Below are 16,061 nucleotides of genomic sequence, written 5' to 3' on the forward strand. Positions count from 1 at the left end.
GGCGATGGTGGACGCACGCACGCAGGAGCGGGTGGAAGCGCTGGAGGTCAAGGCCGCCTTCACCGAAGACCTGCTGGACCAGCTCAACCTGACCATCTACCGCCAGCAGCAACAGATCGACGAGCTGGCGCGCATCGTGGCGCAGTTGCGCCAGCAGGTGCCCGAGGGGGGCGGCGCCACCGTGCGCAGCCTGCGCGACGAACTGCCGCCGCATTACTGAGGTTTACGTCAAATTGGCCGCTAGCGCTCGTCCATCAAGCGCTAGCAGCTCTTATTTATATAGCGAAGGCTGCCCCATGCAATACCGCTTTCTTGGCAAGAGCCAGCTCCAGGTGTCCACGCTGTGCCTGGGCACGATGATGTTCGGCGACCAGACGGATAAGGCCGAGGCCGCTTCCATCGTGGCCCACGCGCGTGCGCATGGCGTGAACTACATGGACACGGCCGACGTGTACACCAAGGGCGCGTCCGAGCGCATGCTGGGCACGCTGCTGCAGGGCCAGCGCCACGACTGGGTGCTGGCCACCAAGCTGGGCAACAAGATGTCCGAGCGGCCCAACGAGGGCCGCTACTCGCGCGCCTGGATGCTGCGCGAGGTGGAAGCCAGCCTGACGCGGCTGCAGACGGACCATGTGGACATCCTCTACCTGCACCGCGACTACGAGGGCATGGACCTGGAGGAGCCGCTGTTCGCCATCGATGCGCTGCTGCGCGCGGGCAAGATCCGCTACTGGGGCGTGTCCAATTTCCGCGGCTGGCGCATTGCCGAGCTGGTGCACGGTGCGCGCCGCATCGGCATGCCCGGCCCCGTGGTGTGCCAGCCGTACTACAACCTGCTCAACCGCATGCCCGAGGTGGAGATCCTGCCGGCCTGCCAGCATTACGGGCTGGGCGTGACGCCCTACAGCCCCGTGGCGCGCGGTGTGTTGACCGGCAAGTACCTGCCAGGCCAGCCACCCCAGCAAGGCACACGTGCCGGGCGCGGCGACCGCCGCATGGGCGAGACCGAGTTCCGCGAGGAGTCGCTCCAGATCGCCCAGCAGCTCAAGCTGCATGCCAAGGCCCGGGGCATCACGCTTGCGCAGTTCGCCACGGCCTGGGTGCTGGCGCACCGCGGCGTCAGCTCCGTCATCGCCGGGCCGCGCACGCTGGCGCAGTGGCAGGACTACCTGCCGGCGCTCGACTATGCGGTCACGCCCGAGGACGAGGCGCTCATCGACAGCCTGGTGGCCCCCGGCCATCCGTCGACGCCGGGCTTCACCGACCCGGCCTATCCGCTGCAGGCGCGCCGCGCCTGACGCCCGAGGACCGGCGCCATGTATCCCTACGTCTTTGCATTGCACCTGCTGGCCGCCACCGTCTGGACCGGCGGCCATCTGGTGCTGGCATTCACCGTGCTGCCGCGCGCGCTGCGCCAGCGGTCGCCCCAGGCGCTGCTGGACTTCGAGCAGGGCTACGAACACGTGGGCATGCCCGCGCTGCTCATCCAGGTTGCCACCGGGCTGTGGATGGCCTTGCAACTCGTGCCCGACTGGGGGCGGTGGTTCAGCCCTGATGCGCCACTGGAACGCGCCGTATCGCTCAAGCTCGCGCTGCTGGCCGCCACGCTGTTGGTGGCCACCCATGCGCGGTTGCGCGTCATTCCCACGCTGAGCGCACGCACGCTGCCGCTGATGGCGTGGCACGTGGCGGCCGTCACGCTGCTGTCGGTGGGCTTCGTGCTCACGGGCATCGCGTTCCGCTACGGCGGACTGGGAATGTGATGGAAGGGGCGGGCCCTGCGGCGCCGGGCTGCGATGCGCGGCGCCTGCAGTTGCTGCTGACGCGCGAGATGCCGTTTGGCAAACACCGTGGCACGGTGATTGCCGATCTGCCCGCCAACTACCTGCATTGGTTCGCCCGCGAGGGGTTTCCGCGCGGCGAGATCGGCCAGCTTCTCGCGCTGATGTACGAGCTGGACCATAACGGCTTGCGCGATCTGCTGGCCCCGCTGCGCGCTGCGCCAGGGCGGTGAGCGGCAGTCGCGGGCCGCTTTCACGCTTTTTACGCAAGGGCGCGGAGCGCCGCCATGCGGGCCCCGTCCGCGCCTACCGGCTCACGCCCGTTGGCGCGCGCCGCTGACGGGCATCAGCCGCCGCTGCACGAACATGCCGAGCCGCTGCCGCAGCCCTGCGAGGCGCCGGCCTCGAACTGCGGGAACAGCACGTTGTTCTCCAGGTGGATGTGGTTCACCAGGTCGTCGCTGAGCTGCGCGAGGCCCGCATACAGCGCGCGCCAGGTGTTGCAGGCGCCCATGGGCGGGGTGATGTCGTTGGTCAGGCGCGCGATCTGCTCCAGTGCCTCGCCGTGGTCCACGTGCTCGCTGCGCATCATGCCGATGGGCTGGGTCACGAAGGCGTTGCCGCCGCTGCGCAGCATGGGGAACAGGATGGCTTCCTCCTTGTGCATGTGGGTCAGCAGCTCCTGCTGCATCTCTTCCAGCGCGTCGGCCAGGCCGTGCGGGGTGTTGGGGTTGTCGCGGTGCACGGCTTCCACGCGGCGCGCCATGCGCACCAGCTCGGGCAACTGGGCGCGGTGCACCTCGTGGTAGCGCGCGACGATGTGGTCGATCAGTTCCGTGGGTGTGCCCGCGTCGGGCAGTTCGTTGGGGCGTTGCAGGGCGGAAAGCTCATCCACCACGGCCTGCAGGTCCAGGCCCTTGTCCGCGGCCGCCTGTTCCAGCGGCACTTGGCCGCCGCAGCAGAAGTCCAGCTTCAGGCGGCGGAACACGGCGGTCGCGCCAGGCAGTTCAACGGCAATCTGGCCGATGGCCTGACGGGGGTCGAGGGAGGGAGATGTGGCGGTATTCATGGGGCTTCCTTAAAGGTTCACTTGTGATGAATATTTTATTCATTAAAATCCACATAGAGTGAATCTTTGTGTGAACCCTTGGTGCAACCATGCGACTGACCCAGTGGACCGACTACACGCTGCGCGTGCTCATGTACTGCGCCGCCTGCCAGGAGCGCGAGCAGCCCGTGACCATCAGCGAGGTGGCCGAGGCACACGGCATCTCGCGCAGCCATCTCACGAAGATCGTGCAGCAACTCGCGGCCCAGGGGCTGCTGGACACCACGCGCGGGCGTGGCGGCGGCATGCGCCTGATGAAGCCGGCCAGCGAGATCAACCTGGGCCAGATCGTGCGCATGACGGAGACCGACTTCGACATGGTCGAGTGTTTCAATGCCGAGTTGAACCAATGCCGCATGAGCAGCCACTGCCGTCTGCAAGCCGTGCTGTCCGACGCCACGCGGGCCTACCTTGCAGTGCTGGACAGCTTCACCGTGGCCGATCTGGTCACCCCGTCCATCGCTGCGCAGCGGCAGGGCGGGGCGGCGCTGGTGCAGTCCATGCGCTGGGTGCCAGGGTTGCCCATCACCCGCGCCGAGACATTGGCGTAAAAACGGGCTCCAGCGCTTTACCTGCAAGCGCGAAGCGCTCTACTTTTTGATGATTCAGGCCGCCAGCGGCGGCTCCAGCCACTGGCGCGCCGCCGCCATCACGCACTGGGTGAGGCGCTCCAGCGCCACCTGCGCCGTGCGCGGGTGGGCCCAGTACAGCGGCACGTCCATGGCGGTGTTCGGCAGCAACTGCACCAGACGGCCCTCGGCCAGTTGCTGGCCGATCAGCGTCAGCGGGTGCATGCCCCACCCCATGCCCACCTCGCAGGCGCGCACGTAGCCAAAGTTGGACGGCAGGAAGTGCCTGGGTGCATGCGTGCGCGACGTGAGGCCGTGCGCCTGCATCCATTGGTCTTGCAGCCGGTCCTTGCGGTCGAAGGTCATGATCGGCGCGCGCGCCAGCGTGGCCGCCGTCACACCGTCGGCAAAGTGCCGCGCAATGAACCCGGGGCTGGCGGCGGCCACATAGCGCATGGTGCCCAGCGGCCAGGTGTTGCAGCCGGCGATGGCCGTGCCCGTGGCGGTGACGGCGGCGATCACTTCGCCCTGGCGCAGCCGCTCGCCCGTGTGCTCCTGGTCGTCGATGCGCAGGTCCAGCAGTTCGTTGCCGCCCGCGGTGAAGGCGGCCATGGCGTCCATGAACCAGGTGGACAGCGAATCCGCGTTGACGGCCAGCTTGAGCGTTGGTGCCGGCGCGGGCATGTCGGGCAGCAGGTCGGGGTTGGTACGGCGCAACTGGTTTTCCAGCAGCGCCACCTGTTCCAGGTGCAGGCACAGCCGGCGTCCGGCGTCGGTGCCGGTGCAGGGGCTGCCGCGCTGCACCAGCACCTGTCCCACGCGCTCCTCCAACTGCTTGATGCGCTGCGACACGGCCGATGGCGTTACGTGCAGGCGGCGCGCCGCCCGCTCGAAGCTGCCTTCGCGCACCACGGCGGCCAAGGCTTCCAGTCCAGCGTAGTCCAGCATTCAGTTTTGCTTAATATCGGTTAGAAGTTTGAAGTGTACTTAAATGAATGCGCGGCCTACCATCGGGCGCATGTTCACTCAACACGCCGCCGCTTCCTCCTGGCTCACGGGTTTCACCGTGTGCCTGTCGCTCATCGTCTCCATCGGAGCGCAGAACCTGTACGTGCTGCGCCAGGCCGTGCAGGGTCAACACGTGCGCGCCTGCGTGGCGTGGTGCGTGGCCAGCGACGCGCTGCTGGTGGCGCTGGGCGTGGCCGGCATGGCGCAGGTGCTGGGCCGTTCGCCCACGCTGGCGCATGCGCTGCAACTGGGCGGGGCGCTGTTCCTGCTGGCCTACGGCTTGTTTGCCTGGCATCGCGCTTTCTTTGCACCGGATGCGGGGCTGAACGCCTCGGGTGGCGAACGCGTGGCGCGCGGGGTGCTGGGCGTGCTCAGCGGCCTGGCCGTCATCACGCTGCTCAACCCGCATGTGTACCTGGACACGGTGGTGCTGATCGGCTCCATCGGTGCGCGCCAGGATGGTTGGCTCAAGTGGGTGTTCGTGCTGGGGGCGGCGTCGGCCAGTCTGACCTGGTTCGTGGTGCTGGCTTTCGCCGGGCGGCGCCTGCAGGGCGTGTTTGCCAACCCGCGCGCCTGGCGCGTGCTGGACACGCTGACGGGCGCGATGATGTTCGTGCTGGCCTGGTGGGTGTGGCAGGGTGCCTGACGTCGTGCCCGCACCCATGAAAAAAGCGCTGCCGCGGCAGCGCTTTTCTTCGTACAGCGTTGCCGCTGCGCGGTCAGAACGCGGGGACCACGGCGCCCTTGTACTTGTCCTGGATGAACTTCTTCACCTCGGGCGTGCGCAGCGCCTTGATCAGCTTGGCGATGTTGGGGTCGTTGGCGCGGTCGGCACGGGCCGCCACGATGTTGGTGTAGGGCGAGTCGGCGCCTTCGATGAACAGCGCATCCTTGGTGGGGTTGAGCTTGGCTTCGATCGCGTAGTTGGTGTTGATCAGGGCCAGGTCCACATCGGCCAGCGCGCGCGGCAGCAGCGGGGCTTCGAGCTCCTTGAACTTGAGCTTCTTGGGGTTCTTCACCACGTCCAGCGGGGTGGGCGTGAGGCTCTTGGGGTCCTTGAGCTCGATCAGGCCCTGCTTGGCCAGCAGGATCAGCGCGCGGCCGCCGTTGGACGGATCGTTGGGGATGGCCACGGTGGCGCCGTCCTTCAAGTCCTTCACGTTCTTGATCTTGTTGGAGTAGGCGCCGAAGGGCTCCACGTGGATCTTGCCGTTGGGCACGGCCACCAGGCTGCTCTTGCGGTCCTTGTTGTAGCTGTCCAGATAGGGCTGGTGCTGGAAGAAGTTGGCGTCCAGCTGCTTGTCCTCGACAGCCGCATTGGGCTGCACATAGTCGCTGAACTCTTTGATTTGCAGATCCAGGCCCTGGGCCTTGAGCTGGGGTTTGATGAAGTTGAGGATCTCGGCGTGCGGCACGGCGGTGGCGGCCACCTTCAGCACATCGGCGGCGTGGGCGCTGATGGCAAGCGTGGCAATGGCCAGGGCGGACAGGGTTTTCTTTAGCATGGTGTTTGTATCGTGGTTAAAAGTGCAGTGGGGGGACGTGCTGGGGCAGCGTGATCACTTGCCGGCAGCAGCGCGTGCGGCCTCGGCCTTCAGGCGGGCTTCTTCGGCTTTCTTCTGCAAATCCTGGGCTTCTTTCTCGGCGGCCAGGGCTTCGGCCTCCTTGGCCTTGGCGTCTTTATCGGGGGTCATGGCGCCAGCCAGGGCGTTGCCCGCCAGCGAGCCGGCCACAGCGCCAACGGCGGCTGCGCCCAGCGTGCCCATCATTCCCGATCCGCCAGGCGCTGCGGCGGCAGGTGCTGCGGCGGTGGCCGCCGGTGTGGCTGCCGGTGTAGCTGCTGCAGCGGGTGCCGTAGGCGCTTTGGGCGCTGCCGGTGCGGCGGGCGTGGCGGGTGCCGGGGCCTTGCCGATGCGCGCGGGCGCCACAGACTTGCCAAAGCGCTTGGCGTGCGCCAGCGAGGGCAGGGTCAGCGATGCGACGGTCAGGGCAATCACGCCCGCGGCGGTGCGAAAAGAAGGGTTCACGGTGTTTTCCTGGGTCAAAAGCGATGGTTGATCGGTGATGGCAAAGATAAGGCAAGGACCAATCACGCAAGCATAGATGGGGTTTGCTGCGCCAATCGCAAGCGCGGTGCGCGCCGGGTGGGTGCCCATGGTTGGCGCAAAAAAAAGCCCCGGGGTGTCCCGGGGCCCTGGCTGCGCAGCGGCTTAGTGTTTAGCGTTTTGCAGCAGGAAGTCGAGCACGATTTTCTGCTCGTCTTCGGTCAGGCCGGCGCGCTGGAACATGCTGGGTGTGATGCCCTTCCACTGCTGCTCGGTGAACTGACCAGGCTCGCGTGGGCCGTGGCAGACGGTGCAGCGCTGGTAGTAGATTTTTTCGGCGGGCAGCATCGATGCGGTGGCCTTCTCGCGCAGCGCCATGGCCCGTTCCAAGCCAAAGAACTTTTCGTCAAACTTGACGTCGCTCTTGGTGATTTTGGGCGGGTCAAACGCCTTGGTGCCGCCCGGGTCGGCATCGGTGCATTTGCGGATTGAGGCGATGCAGGTGTTGGCCGTGGTGGCTTGCGTCAGGCCGCTGGAGCGCCGGCTGGAGGTCAGGAAGTTGATCAGCCCGTTGTTGCAGCGGCCCTTGCTGTCAAGCTGCGGCCAGGCGCCTTCGTACAGGCTGACCACGCCGGGCATGATCTTGTCGGACACGCGCGCACCCACCACCACCGCACCGCGATCGTTGAACAGCTCCACCAAATCGCCATTGCGGATGTTGTTGCGCTTGGCATCTTCGACGCTGATGGTCAGTGGCTCGCGCGTCTGCACGGTGTAGCGCTTGCGCAGGCGCTCGGAGTTGTTCATCTGCGAGTGCAGGCGCCAGTACGGGTGCGGGCTGACCACATGCACCTGGCCCTTGCGCGCGTTGCCCAGGTACTCGCCGGGCTCTTGCCATGTGGGCATGGGCGGCATGTCTGGGATGTCCATCTTGGCGATGGTGGCCGAGTACATCTCGATCTTGCCGCTGGTGGTGTGCAGCGGGTTTTTTGCCGGGTCGGCGCGGAAGTCGCCGTGGCGCACCCACTTGTGCGCCTCGGGCGGCACCGGAATGCGCGCCATGCCCTCGGCCCAGAACTTGTCAAACGGCGTGTATTTGGACGCGCTGCTGGCTTCGTAGGCAGCCTTGACGTAGTCCATCTGCGTCTTGCCCTCGGTGAAGGCGTATTCCACGCCGCACAGCGCGGCCAGGCGGCGGAAGATTTCAAAGTCGTCCAGCGCGTCGTGCTGCGGCGCGATGACCTGCTTCATCGCATACACCTTGTCGATGCTGTAGGTGCCGGCAGAGCTGATGTCGTTGCGCTCCAGCGTGGTGGTGGCGCCCAGCACGATGTCGGCCCAGCGCGCCGAGCCATTCCACCAGGGCTCGTGGCAGATGATGGTGTCCACGGTCTGGATGGCGCGTGCCAGCTCGTTGAGGTCTTGCTGGTGCGAGAACGCGTTGTTGCCCGCGTTGTAGATCAGCTTGACGGTGGGGTAGGTGTATTTGGTGCCGTTGTAGGTGAACTCTTTGCCGGGGTTGAGCAGCATCTCGCTGATGCGCGAGGCCGGGCAAATCTTTTTGACCGGGTTGCGCCCTTGCGACAAGCCCGTGGGCGCCGTGCCGCCCGACTGCGCGGTGCCGCCGCCGCCGTAGTGCCAACTGAAACCCACGCCCTGCCCGGGCAGACCGATGTTGCCCAAAATACAGGCAAAGTTGACGATGGCCCAGTAAGGCATTTCGCCATGGTGGGCGCGCTGAATGGCCCAGGAGCCGCACAGCTGGGTGCGCTTGGATGCCATCAGCTCGGCCATGGAGCGGATTTTTTTCGCCGGAATACCGGTGATTTTGGACGCCCACTCGGGTGTTTTGGGCGGCGTGCCGTCCTTGCCTTCGAGGTGGGCGCGGTACTTGTCAAAGCCCACCGTGTATTTGTCGATGAAGGCCTGGTTCTGCTTGTTCTGGCTGAGCAGGTGGTAGCCCATGGCCATGAACAGCGCCGTATCGGTATTGGGGATGATGCGCACCCACTCCGAGCCCATTTTTTCGTCGGTGGTGGTCACCTGCGGGTTGATGGACATGAATTTGCAACCGGCCTTTTTGATGGCATCCCAGCCAGCGTACATCTCGTGGTCGCACACGGTGTATTCGACGCGGTTGTTCTTGTCGGGGTCGCAGCCCACAAACACCACCAGCTCAGTGTTGTCACGCAGCTGCTCCCAGGCGGTCTGGGCGGAATACACCTCCATGTCGCCAATCACCATGGGCATGATGATCTGGCCGGCGCCAGTGGAATAGTCGCCCGTGGTCATGGACGAGCCGCCCAGCAGGTTGAAAAAGCGCCCCTGCAACACGTTGGGCCGGAAGATGCCCGCATGCGACCAGCCGCCATACGAGCTGGAGAAGCACCCTTCGTTGCCGTATTTTTCAATGGTGTCCAGGATGGCCTTGGCGGTCAGGCCCAGGGCGGTGTCCCAACTCACCTGCACCCACTCGTCCTTGCCGCGCAGCTCGGGCTTGTTGCTCCCCTTGCGGCCGTTTTGCTCCCACTCCAGGTAAGACTTGCGCACCATGGCGCCAGCGACGCGGGTTTTGTCGTAGGTGCGATCGAGCACGCCCTCCAGCATGATGGGCGTGGGCATTTTGTCGGTGTCTTGCGCGTCAATCTTGACGATGCGGCCGTTCTCCACGGTGGCAATCAGCGGGCCGTAGTGGGTGGCGTGCGGCACTTTGCCGCTGAACGATTTCAACGCCGCCAGCTGGGCGGCTGGGTCCGCCTCGGTGGCGGCCACAGCTTGCGCGATGGGGCTCAGTTTGATGCCGGAGGCTACGGCGCCCAGCATGCCTGCTGCGCCTGCGCCCATCCATTGGCGACGTGTGAAGTTCATGTGACGTTCCCCTTAACAGGCCGTTGAAAAAGTGCTTTTCGAACGCATCAGGGACGCTGAGTGCGAAGACACGAGCTGCCCAGACGCGTCTGCGCAGCGATTGCAACGGCCCATCTGGCCGGTTTGCAGGCCCTCCCGCCCATTTCGGGCGCACGTATCCCTGGGCTCACGCATGATGCGCGTCCCACCAGCCGCCGATGCTGCCCATTCGCACAAGGTTGTAGGTGGCAAAGCACAGCAGCGCCTGGCCCGTGAGCTTGGCCTGACCGATCAGCTTGGTCTTTGCCAGACCACCGACGGTCTTGATCCAGCCAAAGGCCTCTTCGATGCGCTTGCGCACCTTCAGGCTGGTCTTGTAGCCCTCGTGCCGTGTCACTCGCGCATCCACCGCCGAGTGTTTGTCCTTGGCCGCCACGTGGGGCGTGACTTTGAGCTTTCTGCAGCCTTTGATGAAGGCCTTGCTGTCGTAGCCCTTGTCGGCACCGACCGTGGCCCGTTTGTTCCTGTTGCCCCGACGCTCCAACATGGCCAGCGCCGCCTCGCGCTCGGCCGTGCCGCTGGCGTGGGTGATCTCGACATCCACGATCAGCCCGTTGCGGTTCTCCATGAGGATGTGCCCCATGTGGCACAGGCGGGATTTGTCGCCCTGGCTCTTCTTGAACAGCCGGGCATCGGCGTCCGTGGTGCTCTCGTGGGTGTCGTTGCAGCGCTCCTGCCCCTTGAAGTCCACCTCGGGGTTGCGCCCAGGCGGCGTGCCGCTGTCGTCGTCTTTGCGCTTGAAGCTCTTGTGCGAGGCCCAGGCGTCAATGAGCGTGCCGTCCACGCTGAAGTGCTCGTCGCTGGCGAGCTTGCCCCACTGGGCACTGAGCTTGACGCGCTCGAAGAAGGCGCGGGCGAGGTCTTCGTTGAACAGACGTTCGCGGTTGGCGCTGAAAGTGGAGTGGTCCCAGACCTTGTCTTCGATGTTCAGGCCCACGAACCAGCGGTACAGCAGGTTGTAGTTGATCGCTTCGACCAACTGGCGCTCGCTGCGGATGGAGAACAGGATCTGCAGCAGCAAGGCCTTGAGCAGCATCTCCGGTGGCACCGATGGGCGGCCACGGCGGGCGTACACCGCTTCGAACTCGCGGTTCATGGTTGCCAGCAGCGCATCAACCACCGCGCGCAACTTGCGCAGCGGGTGTGCCTGCGGCACGCGCTCTTCAAGGCTGATGTAGCTGAACATCGCCCCCTGGAAATCTTGACTGCCTCTCATCGTCCTCGTCTGGGTCGTTCACCGATGGCTTCAGATCGTAGCGGCCAACGCGGGCGTCGGCGGGGGATTTTTCAACGGCCTGTTAAAAAACATGCTGTTCATTAAGCAGTAATTCACGGGATTCGGCAATGGGTGGTTGAACCGCCCCGGGTTTTGAGGAGGCTCCAACACTTGAGAAGATGGAGCTATGAACAAGTCACCGAAGTTCTCCCCGGAAGTGCGCGAGCGCGCCGTGCGCATGGTGCAGGAGCACCGAGCCGACTACCCGTCGCTGTGGGCAGCGATTGAATCGATTGCCCCCAAGATTGGCTGCGTGCCACAGACCTTGAACGACTGGGTCAAGAAGGCCGAGGTCGACAGCGGCCAGCGCCCCGGCACCACCACCTCGGATGCGCAGCGCATCAAGGAACTGGAGCGTGAGGTCAAAGAATTGCGCCGGGCCAACGACATCCTGAAGACGGCCAGCGCGTTTTTCGCGCAGGCGGAGCTCGACCGCCGACTCAAGTCGTGAAGGCCTACATCGACCGCCACCGTGATGACTACGGGGTCGAGCCCATCTGCCGGGCGCTGCAGATGGCCCCGTCGTGTTACTGGCGCCACGCAGCCCGGCAACGCAACGCGCAACTGCGCAGTGCACGCGCCCAGCGTGACGAGGGTTTGAAGGCCGACATTCAGCGCGTGTGGCACGCCAACTGGCAGGTCTACGGAGCCGACAAGGTCTGGCTGCAGATGAACCGCGAGGGCATCGTGGTGGCGCGCTGCACGGTCGAGCGTCTGATGCGTGCCATGGGCTTGCAAGGGGCACGCCGTGGCAGGGCGGTGCGCACCACCACGCCGGATACCTCGGCCCCGTGCCCGCTGGACCACGTCAACCGGCACTTCCATGCCAGCCGTCCCAACGAGCTATGGGTGTCGGACTTCACCTATGTCTCCACCTGGCAAGGCTGGTTGTATGTGGCCTTTGTGGTGGATGTGTACGCTCGGCGCATCGTGGGCTGGCGCGTCAGTCGCAGCATGCAGACGGACTTCGTGCTCGATGCCCTGGAGCAGGCTCTGTACGAACGCCAGCCAGCGGCCCATGTCTTGACGCACCATTCCGACAGGGGCAGTCAGTACGTCAGCATCCGCTACACCGAACGCTTGGACCAGGCGGGCATACAACCTTCGGTGGGCAGCAGGGGAGACAGCTATGACAACGCGCTGGCCGAGACCATCAACGGTCTGTACAAGGCCGAGTTGATTCACCGCCGGGGACCTTGGAAGACCAGGGAATCCGTGGAACTGGCCACCCTGCAATGGGTGCACTGGTTCAACCACGTCCGACTGCTCACGCCGATTGGGGGCATCCCTCCGGCAGAAGCTGAGGCAAACTACTGGAGGCAACTCGCCGCCAGCGACACCTCGACAGAAGTGTCAACTTAAACCAATCGGCCTCCTCGAAAGCCGGGGCGGTTCAGGTAGCAGTTTTTTATCCGGTTTGTGCCATCTCAAAAAAGAGTAAAAAAAGGCTTTGGCCCTCGTCAAATAAGTGCTGGAAGCTACATTAAAAGTAGCGATCAAGGTCCGCTGTAACGCACTGTTGCATGCTGTAGCCGGCCTGCGATCGCCCGCCTGTACGCAGCAGCCGTGTGCGGGGTGGAATCAGAAAGCGCTGTGGGCGTTAATGCAACACTTCCAGCAGGCGGTCCAAGCCGCCTTCGTGGATGGCCACCTGGGCCTGCTCGCGCACTTTGGGTTTGGCGTGGTAGGCCACCGACAGGCCGGCCGCGCCCATCATGGGCAGGTCGTTGGCGCCGTCGCCCATGGCGATGCACTGCGCGGGCGCAATGTCCAGCAGGCTGGCCACCTCCAGCAGCGTGCGGCGTTTTTCGGCGCCGTCGCAGATGTCGCCCCAGCACTGCTCCACCAGACGGCCGGTCAGCACGCCGTGCGCGTCGGTCTCCAGAATGTTGGAGCGGGTGAAGTCGATGCCCAGCCGGTCGCGCACGCGGTGCGCAAAAAAGGTAAAGCCGCCCGACACCAGCAGCACCTTCAGGCCGGCGGCCTTGCAGGCGTTGATCAGCTCTGCCGCGCCGGGGTTGGGGCGCAGACGCTCGTCGTACACGCGCTGCATGTCGGCCAGCGTTACGCCTTTGAGCAGCGCCACGCGGCGGCGCAGGCTGTCCTTGAAGTCGGTGATCTCGCCGCGCATGGCGGCCTCGGTAATGGCAGCCACCTCGGCCTTGCGACCCACGGCATCGGCAATCTCATCGACACACTCGATGTTGATGAGGGTGGAGTCCATGTCGAAGGCGATCAGCTTGTAATCGGACAGCTTGCGTAGCGCGGGCAGGTTCTGGACGGTGAGGCCGGGGGCGAGTTCTTGGAGGATCATGAATGTTGCTATTGATTTAAGAGCTAACGCCGCTACTATTGATTGGTTTAGAGGCCAATTTGTCGCATGATTTGCAGCAAGCCATCGCGGTTGAGTTTGGTGGTAAAGCGCACGTTGACGCCTTCTTGCTGCAGCGCCTGGAAGAAACGTTTGGCGGCATCGATTTTCATGCGCTCCCTGTCTGGGATGTCGCCGTACTGGTCGTAGCCCTTGGTTTCCACCACCAGGTACATCGCCTGGGCTTGGTCGCCCTGCAGCAGCGCGTAGCCAAAGTCGGGGTTGTATTTGCCCGCCGGTGTCGGAATGTCCACCTTGGGCAGCTTGGCAAACACGGCAATGCTCTGCGCCTGGGACTCGTCCACCGTGTCGCGTTCGATCTGGCTGTCCACCGGCATCTGGTCTTCGGCGTACAACGACTTGGCCTGCACTGCCGGGTTGGCGATGGCGTGCATTTCTGCGCCGCACAAGGCTGCTGGAAGGGTGGCCAGCAGCGCCCCTGTGGTGTCGGTCAATGCCGTTTTCACCTTGGTCTCGCGCAGCTGGTAGGTCACCTTGTGGACCAGCAGCTCATGCACGCAGCGGGTCATGGTGTCGCGCAGCGTGGCAAAGGCCCGGCCTTCGTTGTGCTGGATTTGGGCGAATTTCTCTGCGGGCATCCGTGCCAACACGGTGGCCACGGTATGCACGCTCAAATGCGTGGCGTTGGCCAAGTCCGTGACAAATTCGCCCAAGGTGAACACCTTGTGGGGTTTGACCTGGTAGCTGGTTTGCGTGCTTTCGGCGCGTTGCACGTCCTGCACCTGCTCGGTGCGGGTGATGTTGATGGTCAGCGGCAGCACCTGAAAGTCCCGCGCCAGCCGGGCCACGATGGCTTCGACCAGCGCTGGCGTTTCCAGCTCGTAGTGCATCACCGCATCGCGGTTGAGGGCGGCCCACAGCGCCTTGAATTTTTCGTATTGCGTGGGGTTGATCTTCAGGATCGACTTGGCTTTGTCTTCCTTGCGCTTGACCTGGCCGTGGCCCTCGTAATACGCATCCAGATAGTCCAGCATGGCCTTGGGGCCGGTCGCTTCCAAATGGGGCACTTGGGCCAGCACTTGGGCCAGGCGAGCCCTTTGGGCTTTGAACACCGCTGCGTCGGGCTGCAGGGTCAGTGTGCCTGCTGCCATGTCCAGCACACCTGCGCCGTGGCTGGCCAGCGTTTGCATCAGCCCGACCAGGGCAAAACCGTTGTCGCTCACCCCGCTGGCCAGCAAAGAGGCCAGGCTCACGGTGCGGCTGACCTGCTTGACGCTGTGCGCCGCAATTTCGCTCTGAATGGCCGCCACAAAATCGCCTTCGCTGGCGGGCACCACCACCGTCAGTTCGTTGATGTGCTCAAAAGCCGCATCGTCGCTGTGTACACGCTGCAAATCCTGGTTCACGGCCAGGCGCAGGCCCCGGCCAATTTGCTGCAGCTTGGTGATTTGCGAGTTGCTGGGCGCCAGCTTGCACAGGGTGAACACATTGGGGTTGTCCCAGCCCTCTTGCAGCGCCCACATCGAGAAGATGAAGCGCAAGTCGGTGTCGAAGCTCAGCAGCTTTTCTTTTTCTTGCAAGATGAGCTTGATGGCTTCTTCCTCGCCCTTTTCGCTGTGCGAGCGGGCAAAGTAGCCCTTGTGCACCTTGCCAATATCCGCCGCGCTGCGCTCCAGGTACGCGCGGTAGGGTGGGTGCAGGTCGGGGCGCGCGAGTGTGCGCTGCAAGTGGGTGCGGTAGTGCGCCTCGAAAGCCTCGCGGATGACGGCAGGTTTCTGGCCTTCGGGCAGGTACTTGGCCACGGCGTCGATAAAGAACAGGCTCAGGCTTTTGATGCCGCGCTGGAACAGGTCTTCCTCGCGCTCGAAGTGGTTGGCAATCGCCCGCTCGATGATCAGCCCCTGCGTTTGCTCGGCCAGCATGCCGTAGGCCATGGCTTCGCCCAGGGGCAGGGCAAAGCCGTTGGTGAACAGCAGCTCTTTGGTGGTGACGGTCTCCACCACATGCCCGTCCAGAAAGCCCAGCCCAGTTTTGTCGCCCAGGTTGTCTTTGGCGCGCAGCTCTACTGTGGCGCTGCCGCCGGCGGGCTTGGTGTACTGCACCAGCGCGCAGCGCTCCTTGGCCGTGCCGTGGTGCGACAAATAGCACAGGCTTTGCGCGGCATCGGCACTGCCCACCGTGTCCACCACAATGCCCTTGACCAGCCGTTGGCGAAAGGCATCCAGGCTGTCGAGCGTATAGACCAGGTTTTTGTATTTCTCGTTGTCGTTCTTGCCCTTGAAGGTGGCGCCAAACCGAATCGTCAGCAGCGGGTTGAACTTGGCCAGGTACTCCTGCGTTTGCGCGCCCTCAAAGCGGTGCGGTTCGTCAATGATGAGCACGGGCCGGATCACGGCCAGCGCTTCCATGAAGCTCCTGGCCTGGCCAAACAGATTGGCCTCCACCCCGCGTTTGTTGATGAGCTTGCTGTCGCCCGCAAACGACTGGTAGGTCGCCACCATCACCGAAATGCTGGCCGCCCCTGCCGAGGCCGCGTGGATAAAGCCACCCACCGTTTTGGCGGAGTAGTTGAAGACGTTGATGTGCTGCTCGTACTGCTTGGCGAAAAACGCCGCCGTGGTCTGCAGGCTTTTGAGCGTGCCCTGGCGAATCGCGTTGGACGGCACCAGCACGATGAATTTGCACAGCTTGTGCTCGCGGTGCAGGCGGTGGATGGTCTCGATGAAGGTAAAGGTCTTGCCCGTGCCGGTTTCCATCAGCACGTCCAGGTTCAAAGCGGGCGTGGCGGTATCGGGCACATGCACCGTGCCGGCGCGCACGCCGTTGCGCTGGCGCACCGCTGCCAGATTGGCCTTGAGCGTGGCCGCCGCCTCGCGCGGCACATAGCTGGGGTTGGCGTGGACGTTGGCTGGCGGAGCAAAGCGCACATCGGCCAGCACATCGGCAATGGACTGCACCGCCGCCGTCTGGTGCGGCAGAGTGGTGTATTGGAACTGGGGCGGAGCGGGCATGAGGGGGGCGGTCATCGCAGCAGG

At 64.5% G+C, this 16,061-nt stretch carries 15 protein-coding genes and 1 other annotated feature; of the genes, 7 read left to right on the forward strand and 8 right to left on the reverse strand.

The window, feature by feature from the left end:
- Positions 1–4: 4 nt before the first annotated feature.
- From I3K84_RS19770 to I3K84_RS19785, 4 genes are all read left to right on the forward strand, one after another.
- The gene (locus I3K84_RS19770; RefSeq protein WP_103737484.1) at positions 5–220 is read left to right on the forward strand and encodes a SlyX family protein; all 216 of its coding nucleotides are present in this window, start codon (positions 5–7) and stop codon (positions 218–220) included.
- Between the two features lie 76 nt (positions 221–296).
- Positions 297–1,298, forward strand: coding sequence for an aldo/keto reductase (locus tag I3K84_RS19775; protein WP_196995209.1), 1,002 nt, complete (start codon positions 297–299; stop codon positions 1,296–1,298).
- An 18-nt stretch (positions 1,299–1,316) separates the two neighbouring features.
- A complete protein-coding gene (locus I3K84_RS19780) occupies positions 1,317–1,763 on the forward strand; it encodes a CopD family protein (RefSeq protein ID WP_196995210.1) in 447 nt (148 codons plus the stop codon).
- Positions 1,763–2,014: a DUF3820 family protein gene (locus I3K84_RS19785; protein ID WP_196995211.1), complete on the forward strand. Its 252-nt coding sequence runs from the start codon at positions 1,763–1,765 to the stop codon at positions 2,012–2,014. The genes I3K84_RS19780 and I3K84_RS19785 overlap by 1 nt, the downstream gene beginning before the upstream one ends.
- A gap of 113 nt (positions 2,015–2,127) precedes the next feature.
- Here the strand turns inward: I3K84_RS19785 and ytfE are convergent, their stop codons facing one another.
- Positions 2,128–2,850: an iron-sulfur cluster repair protein YtfE gene (gene ytfE, locus I3K84_RS19790; protein ID WP_015913884.1), complete on the reverse strand. Its 723-nt coding sequence runs from the start codon at positions 2,848–2,850 to the stop codon at positions 2,128–2,130.
- An 89-nt stretch (positions 2,851–2,939) separates the two neighbouring features.
- Between ytfE and I3K84_RS19795 the strand changes: the two genes are divergently transcribed.
- Complete coding sequence (locus tag I3K84_RS19795) at positions 2,940–3,440, forward strand: Rrf2 family transcriptional regulator (protein ID WP_047349478.1); 501 nt, start codon at positions 2,940–2,942, stop codon at positions 3,438–3,440.
- Between the two features lie 54 nt (positions 3,441–3,494).
- Here the strand turns inward: I3K84_RS19795 and I3K84_RS19800 are convergent, their stop codons facing one another.
- The gene (locus I3K84_RS19800) at positions 3,495–4,406 is read right to left on the reverse strand and encodes an HTH-type transcriptional regulator ArgP (protein WP_047349479.1); all 912 of its coding nucleotides are present in this window, start codon (positions 4,404–4,406) and stop codon (positions 3,495–3,497) included.
- A 70-nt stretch (positions 4,407–4,476) separates the two neighbouring features.
- Between I3K84_RS19800 and I3K84_RS19805 the strand changes: the two genes are divergently transcribed.
- Positions 4,477–5,112 carry a LysE/ArgO family amino acid transporter gene (locus I3K84_RS19805; RefSeq protein ID WP_015913881.1) on the forward strand — a complete coding sequence of 212 codons (636 nt, stop codon included), beginning with the start codon at positions 4,477–4,479 and terminating at the stop codon, positions 5,110–5,112.
- 73 nt (positions 5,113–5,185) lie between these two features.
- On the opposite strand, the gene I3K84_RS19810 is transcribed toward I3K84_RS19805, so the two are convergent.
- The 4 genes from I3K84_RS19810 to I3K84_RS19825 all read right to left on the reverse strand — a co-directional run bounded on the left by I3K84_RS19810 (position 5,186) and on the right by I3K84_RS19825 (position 10,634).
- Complete coding sequence (locus I3K84_RS19810; RefSeq protein ID WP_196995212.1) at positions 5,186–5,971, reverse strand: MetQ/NlpA family ABC transporter substrate-binding protein; 786 nt, start codon at positions 5,969–5,971, stop codon at positions 5,186–5,188.
- 54 nt (positions 5,972–6,025) lie between these two features.
- The gene (locus I3K84_RS19815; protein ID WP_196995213.1) at positions 6,026–6,493 is read right to left on the reverse strand and encodes an ABC transporter substrate-binding protein; all 468 of its coding nucleotides are present in this window, start codon (positions 6,491–6,493) and stop codon (positions 6,026–6,028) included.
- 183 nt (positions 6,494–6,676) lie between these two features.
- Positions 6,677–9,379 (reverse strand): molybdopterin-dependent oxidoreductase, encoded by a 2,703-nt coding sequence (locus I3K84_RS19820; protein ID WP_196995214.1) that lies wholly within the window; start codon positions 9,377–9,379, stop codon positions 6,677–6,679.
- Between the two features lie 166 nt (positions 9,380–9,545).
- Entirely contained in the window at positions 9,546–10,634 is a 1,089-nt protein-coding gene (locus I3K84_RS19825) for an IS5-like element ISDisp1 family transposase (protein WP_011803559.1), read from the reverse strand.
- 187 nt (positions 10,635–10,821) lie between these two features.
- Here I3K84_RS19825 and I3K84_RS19830 point away from each other — a divergent pair.
- Positions 10,822–12,056, forward strand: a protein-coding gene (locus tag I3K84_RS19830) for an IS3 family transposase (RefSeq protein ID WP_085947515.1) whose coding sequence is annotated in 2 segments (ribosomal slippage) — positions 10,822–11,110 and positions 11,110–12,056 — 1,236 coding nt in all. Because the reading frame shifts where the segments join, the coding sequence is not laid out codon by codon here.
- Positions 11,100–11,216: a sequence feature (AL1L pseudoknot), on the forward strand. Its footprint overlaps the gene before it by 117 nt.
- 238 nt (positions 12,057–12,294) lie before the next feature.
- Here the strand turns inward: I3K84_RS19830 and serB are convergent.
- Together serB and I3K84_RS19840 are read right to left on the reverse strand one after the other, a co-directional pair.
- A complete protein-coding gene (gene serB, locus I3K84_RS19835) occupies positions 12,295–13,008 on the reverse strand; it encodes a phosphoserine phosphatase SerB (protein ID WP_196995215.1) in 714 nt (237 codons plus the stop codon).
- A 47-nt stretch (positions 13,009–13,055) separates the two neighbouring features.
- A complete protein-coding gene (locus I3K84_RS19840; RefSeq protein WP_196995216.1) occupies positions 13,056–16,052 on the reverse strand; it encodes a DEAD/DEAH box helicase family protein in 2,997 nt (998 codons plus the stop codon).
- Positions 16,053–16,061 lie beyond the last annotated feature (9 nt).

Origin of the sequence: Diaphorobacter sp. JS3051 (assembly GCF_015832135.1) — a bacterium.
Lineage (GTDB): Bacteria > Pseudomonadota > Gammaproteobacteria > Burkholderiales > Burkholderiaceae_C > Diaphorobacter > Diaphorobacter nitroreducens.

Coding starts and splice junctions, on each gene's coding strand:
- I3K84_RS19770 (WP_103737484.1), top strand. CDS start 5: ATGGTGGACGCACGCACGCAGGAGCGGGTGGAAGCGCTGGAGGTCAAG.
- I3K84_RS19775 (WP_196995209.1), top strand. CDS start 297: ATGCAATACCGCTTTCTTGGCAAGAGCCAGCTCCAGGTGTCCACGCTG.
- I3K84_RS19780 (WP_196995210.1), top strand. CDS start 1,317: ATGTATCCCTACGTCTTTGCATTGCACCTGCTGGCCGCCACCGTCTGG.
- I3K84_RS19785 (WP_196995211.1), top strand. CDS start 1,763: ATGGAAGGGGCGGGCCCTGCGGCGCCGGGCTGCGATGCGCGGCGCCTG.
- ytfE (WP_015913884.1), bottom strand. CDS start 2,850: ATGAATACCGCCACATCTCCCTCCCTCGACCCCCGTCAGGCCATCGGC.
- I3K84_RS19795 (WP_047349478.1), top strand. CDS start 2,940: ATGCGACTGACCCAGTGGACCGACTACACGCTGCGCGTGCTCATGTAC.
- I3K84_RS19800 (WP_047349479.1), bottom strand. CDS start 4,406: ATGCTGGACTACGCTGGACTGGAAGCCTTGGCCGCCGTGGTGCGCGAA.
- I3K84_RS19805 (WP_015913881.1), top strand. CDS start 4,477: ATGTTCACTCAACACGCCGCCGCTTCCTCCTGGCTCACGGGTTTCACC.
- I3K84_RS19810 (WP_196995212.1), bottom strand. CDS start 5,971: ATGCTAAAGAAAACCCTGTCCGCCCTGGCCATTGCCACGCTTGCCATC.
- I3K84_RS19820 (WP_196995214.1), bottom strand. CDS start 9,379: ATGAACTTCACACGTCGCCAATGGATGGGCGCAGGCGCAGCAGGCATG.
- I3K84_RS19825 (WP_011803559.1), bottom strand. CDS start 10,634: ATGAGAGGCAGTCAAGATTTCCAGGGGGCGATGTTCAGCTACATCAGC.
- serB (WP_196995215.1), bottom strand. CDS start 13,008: ATGATCCTCCAAGAACTCGCCCCCGGCCTCACCGTCCAGAACCTGCCC.
- I3K84_RS19840 (WP_196995216.1), bottom strand. CDS start 16,052: ATGACCGCCCCCCTCATGCCCGCTCCGCCCCAGTTCCAATACACCACT.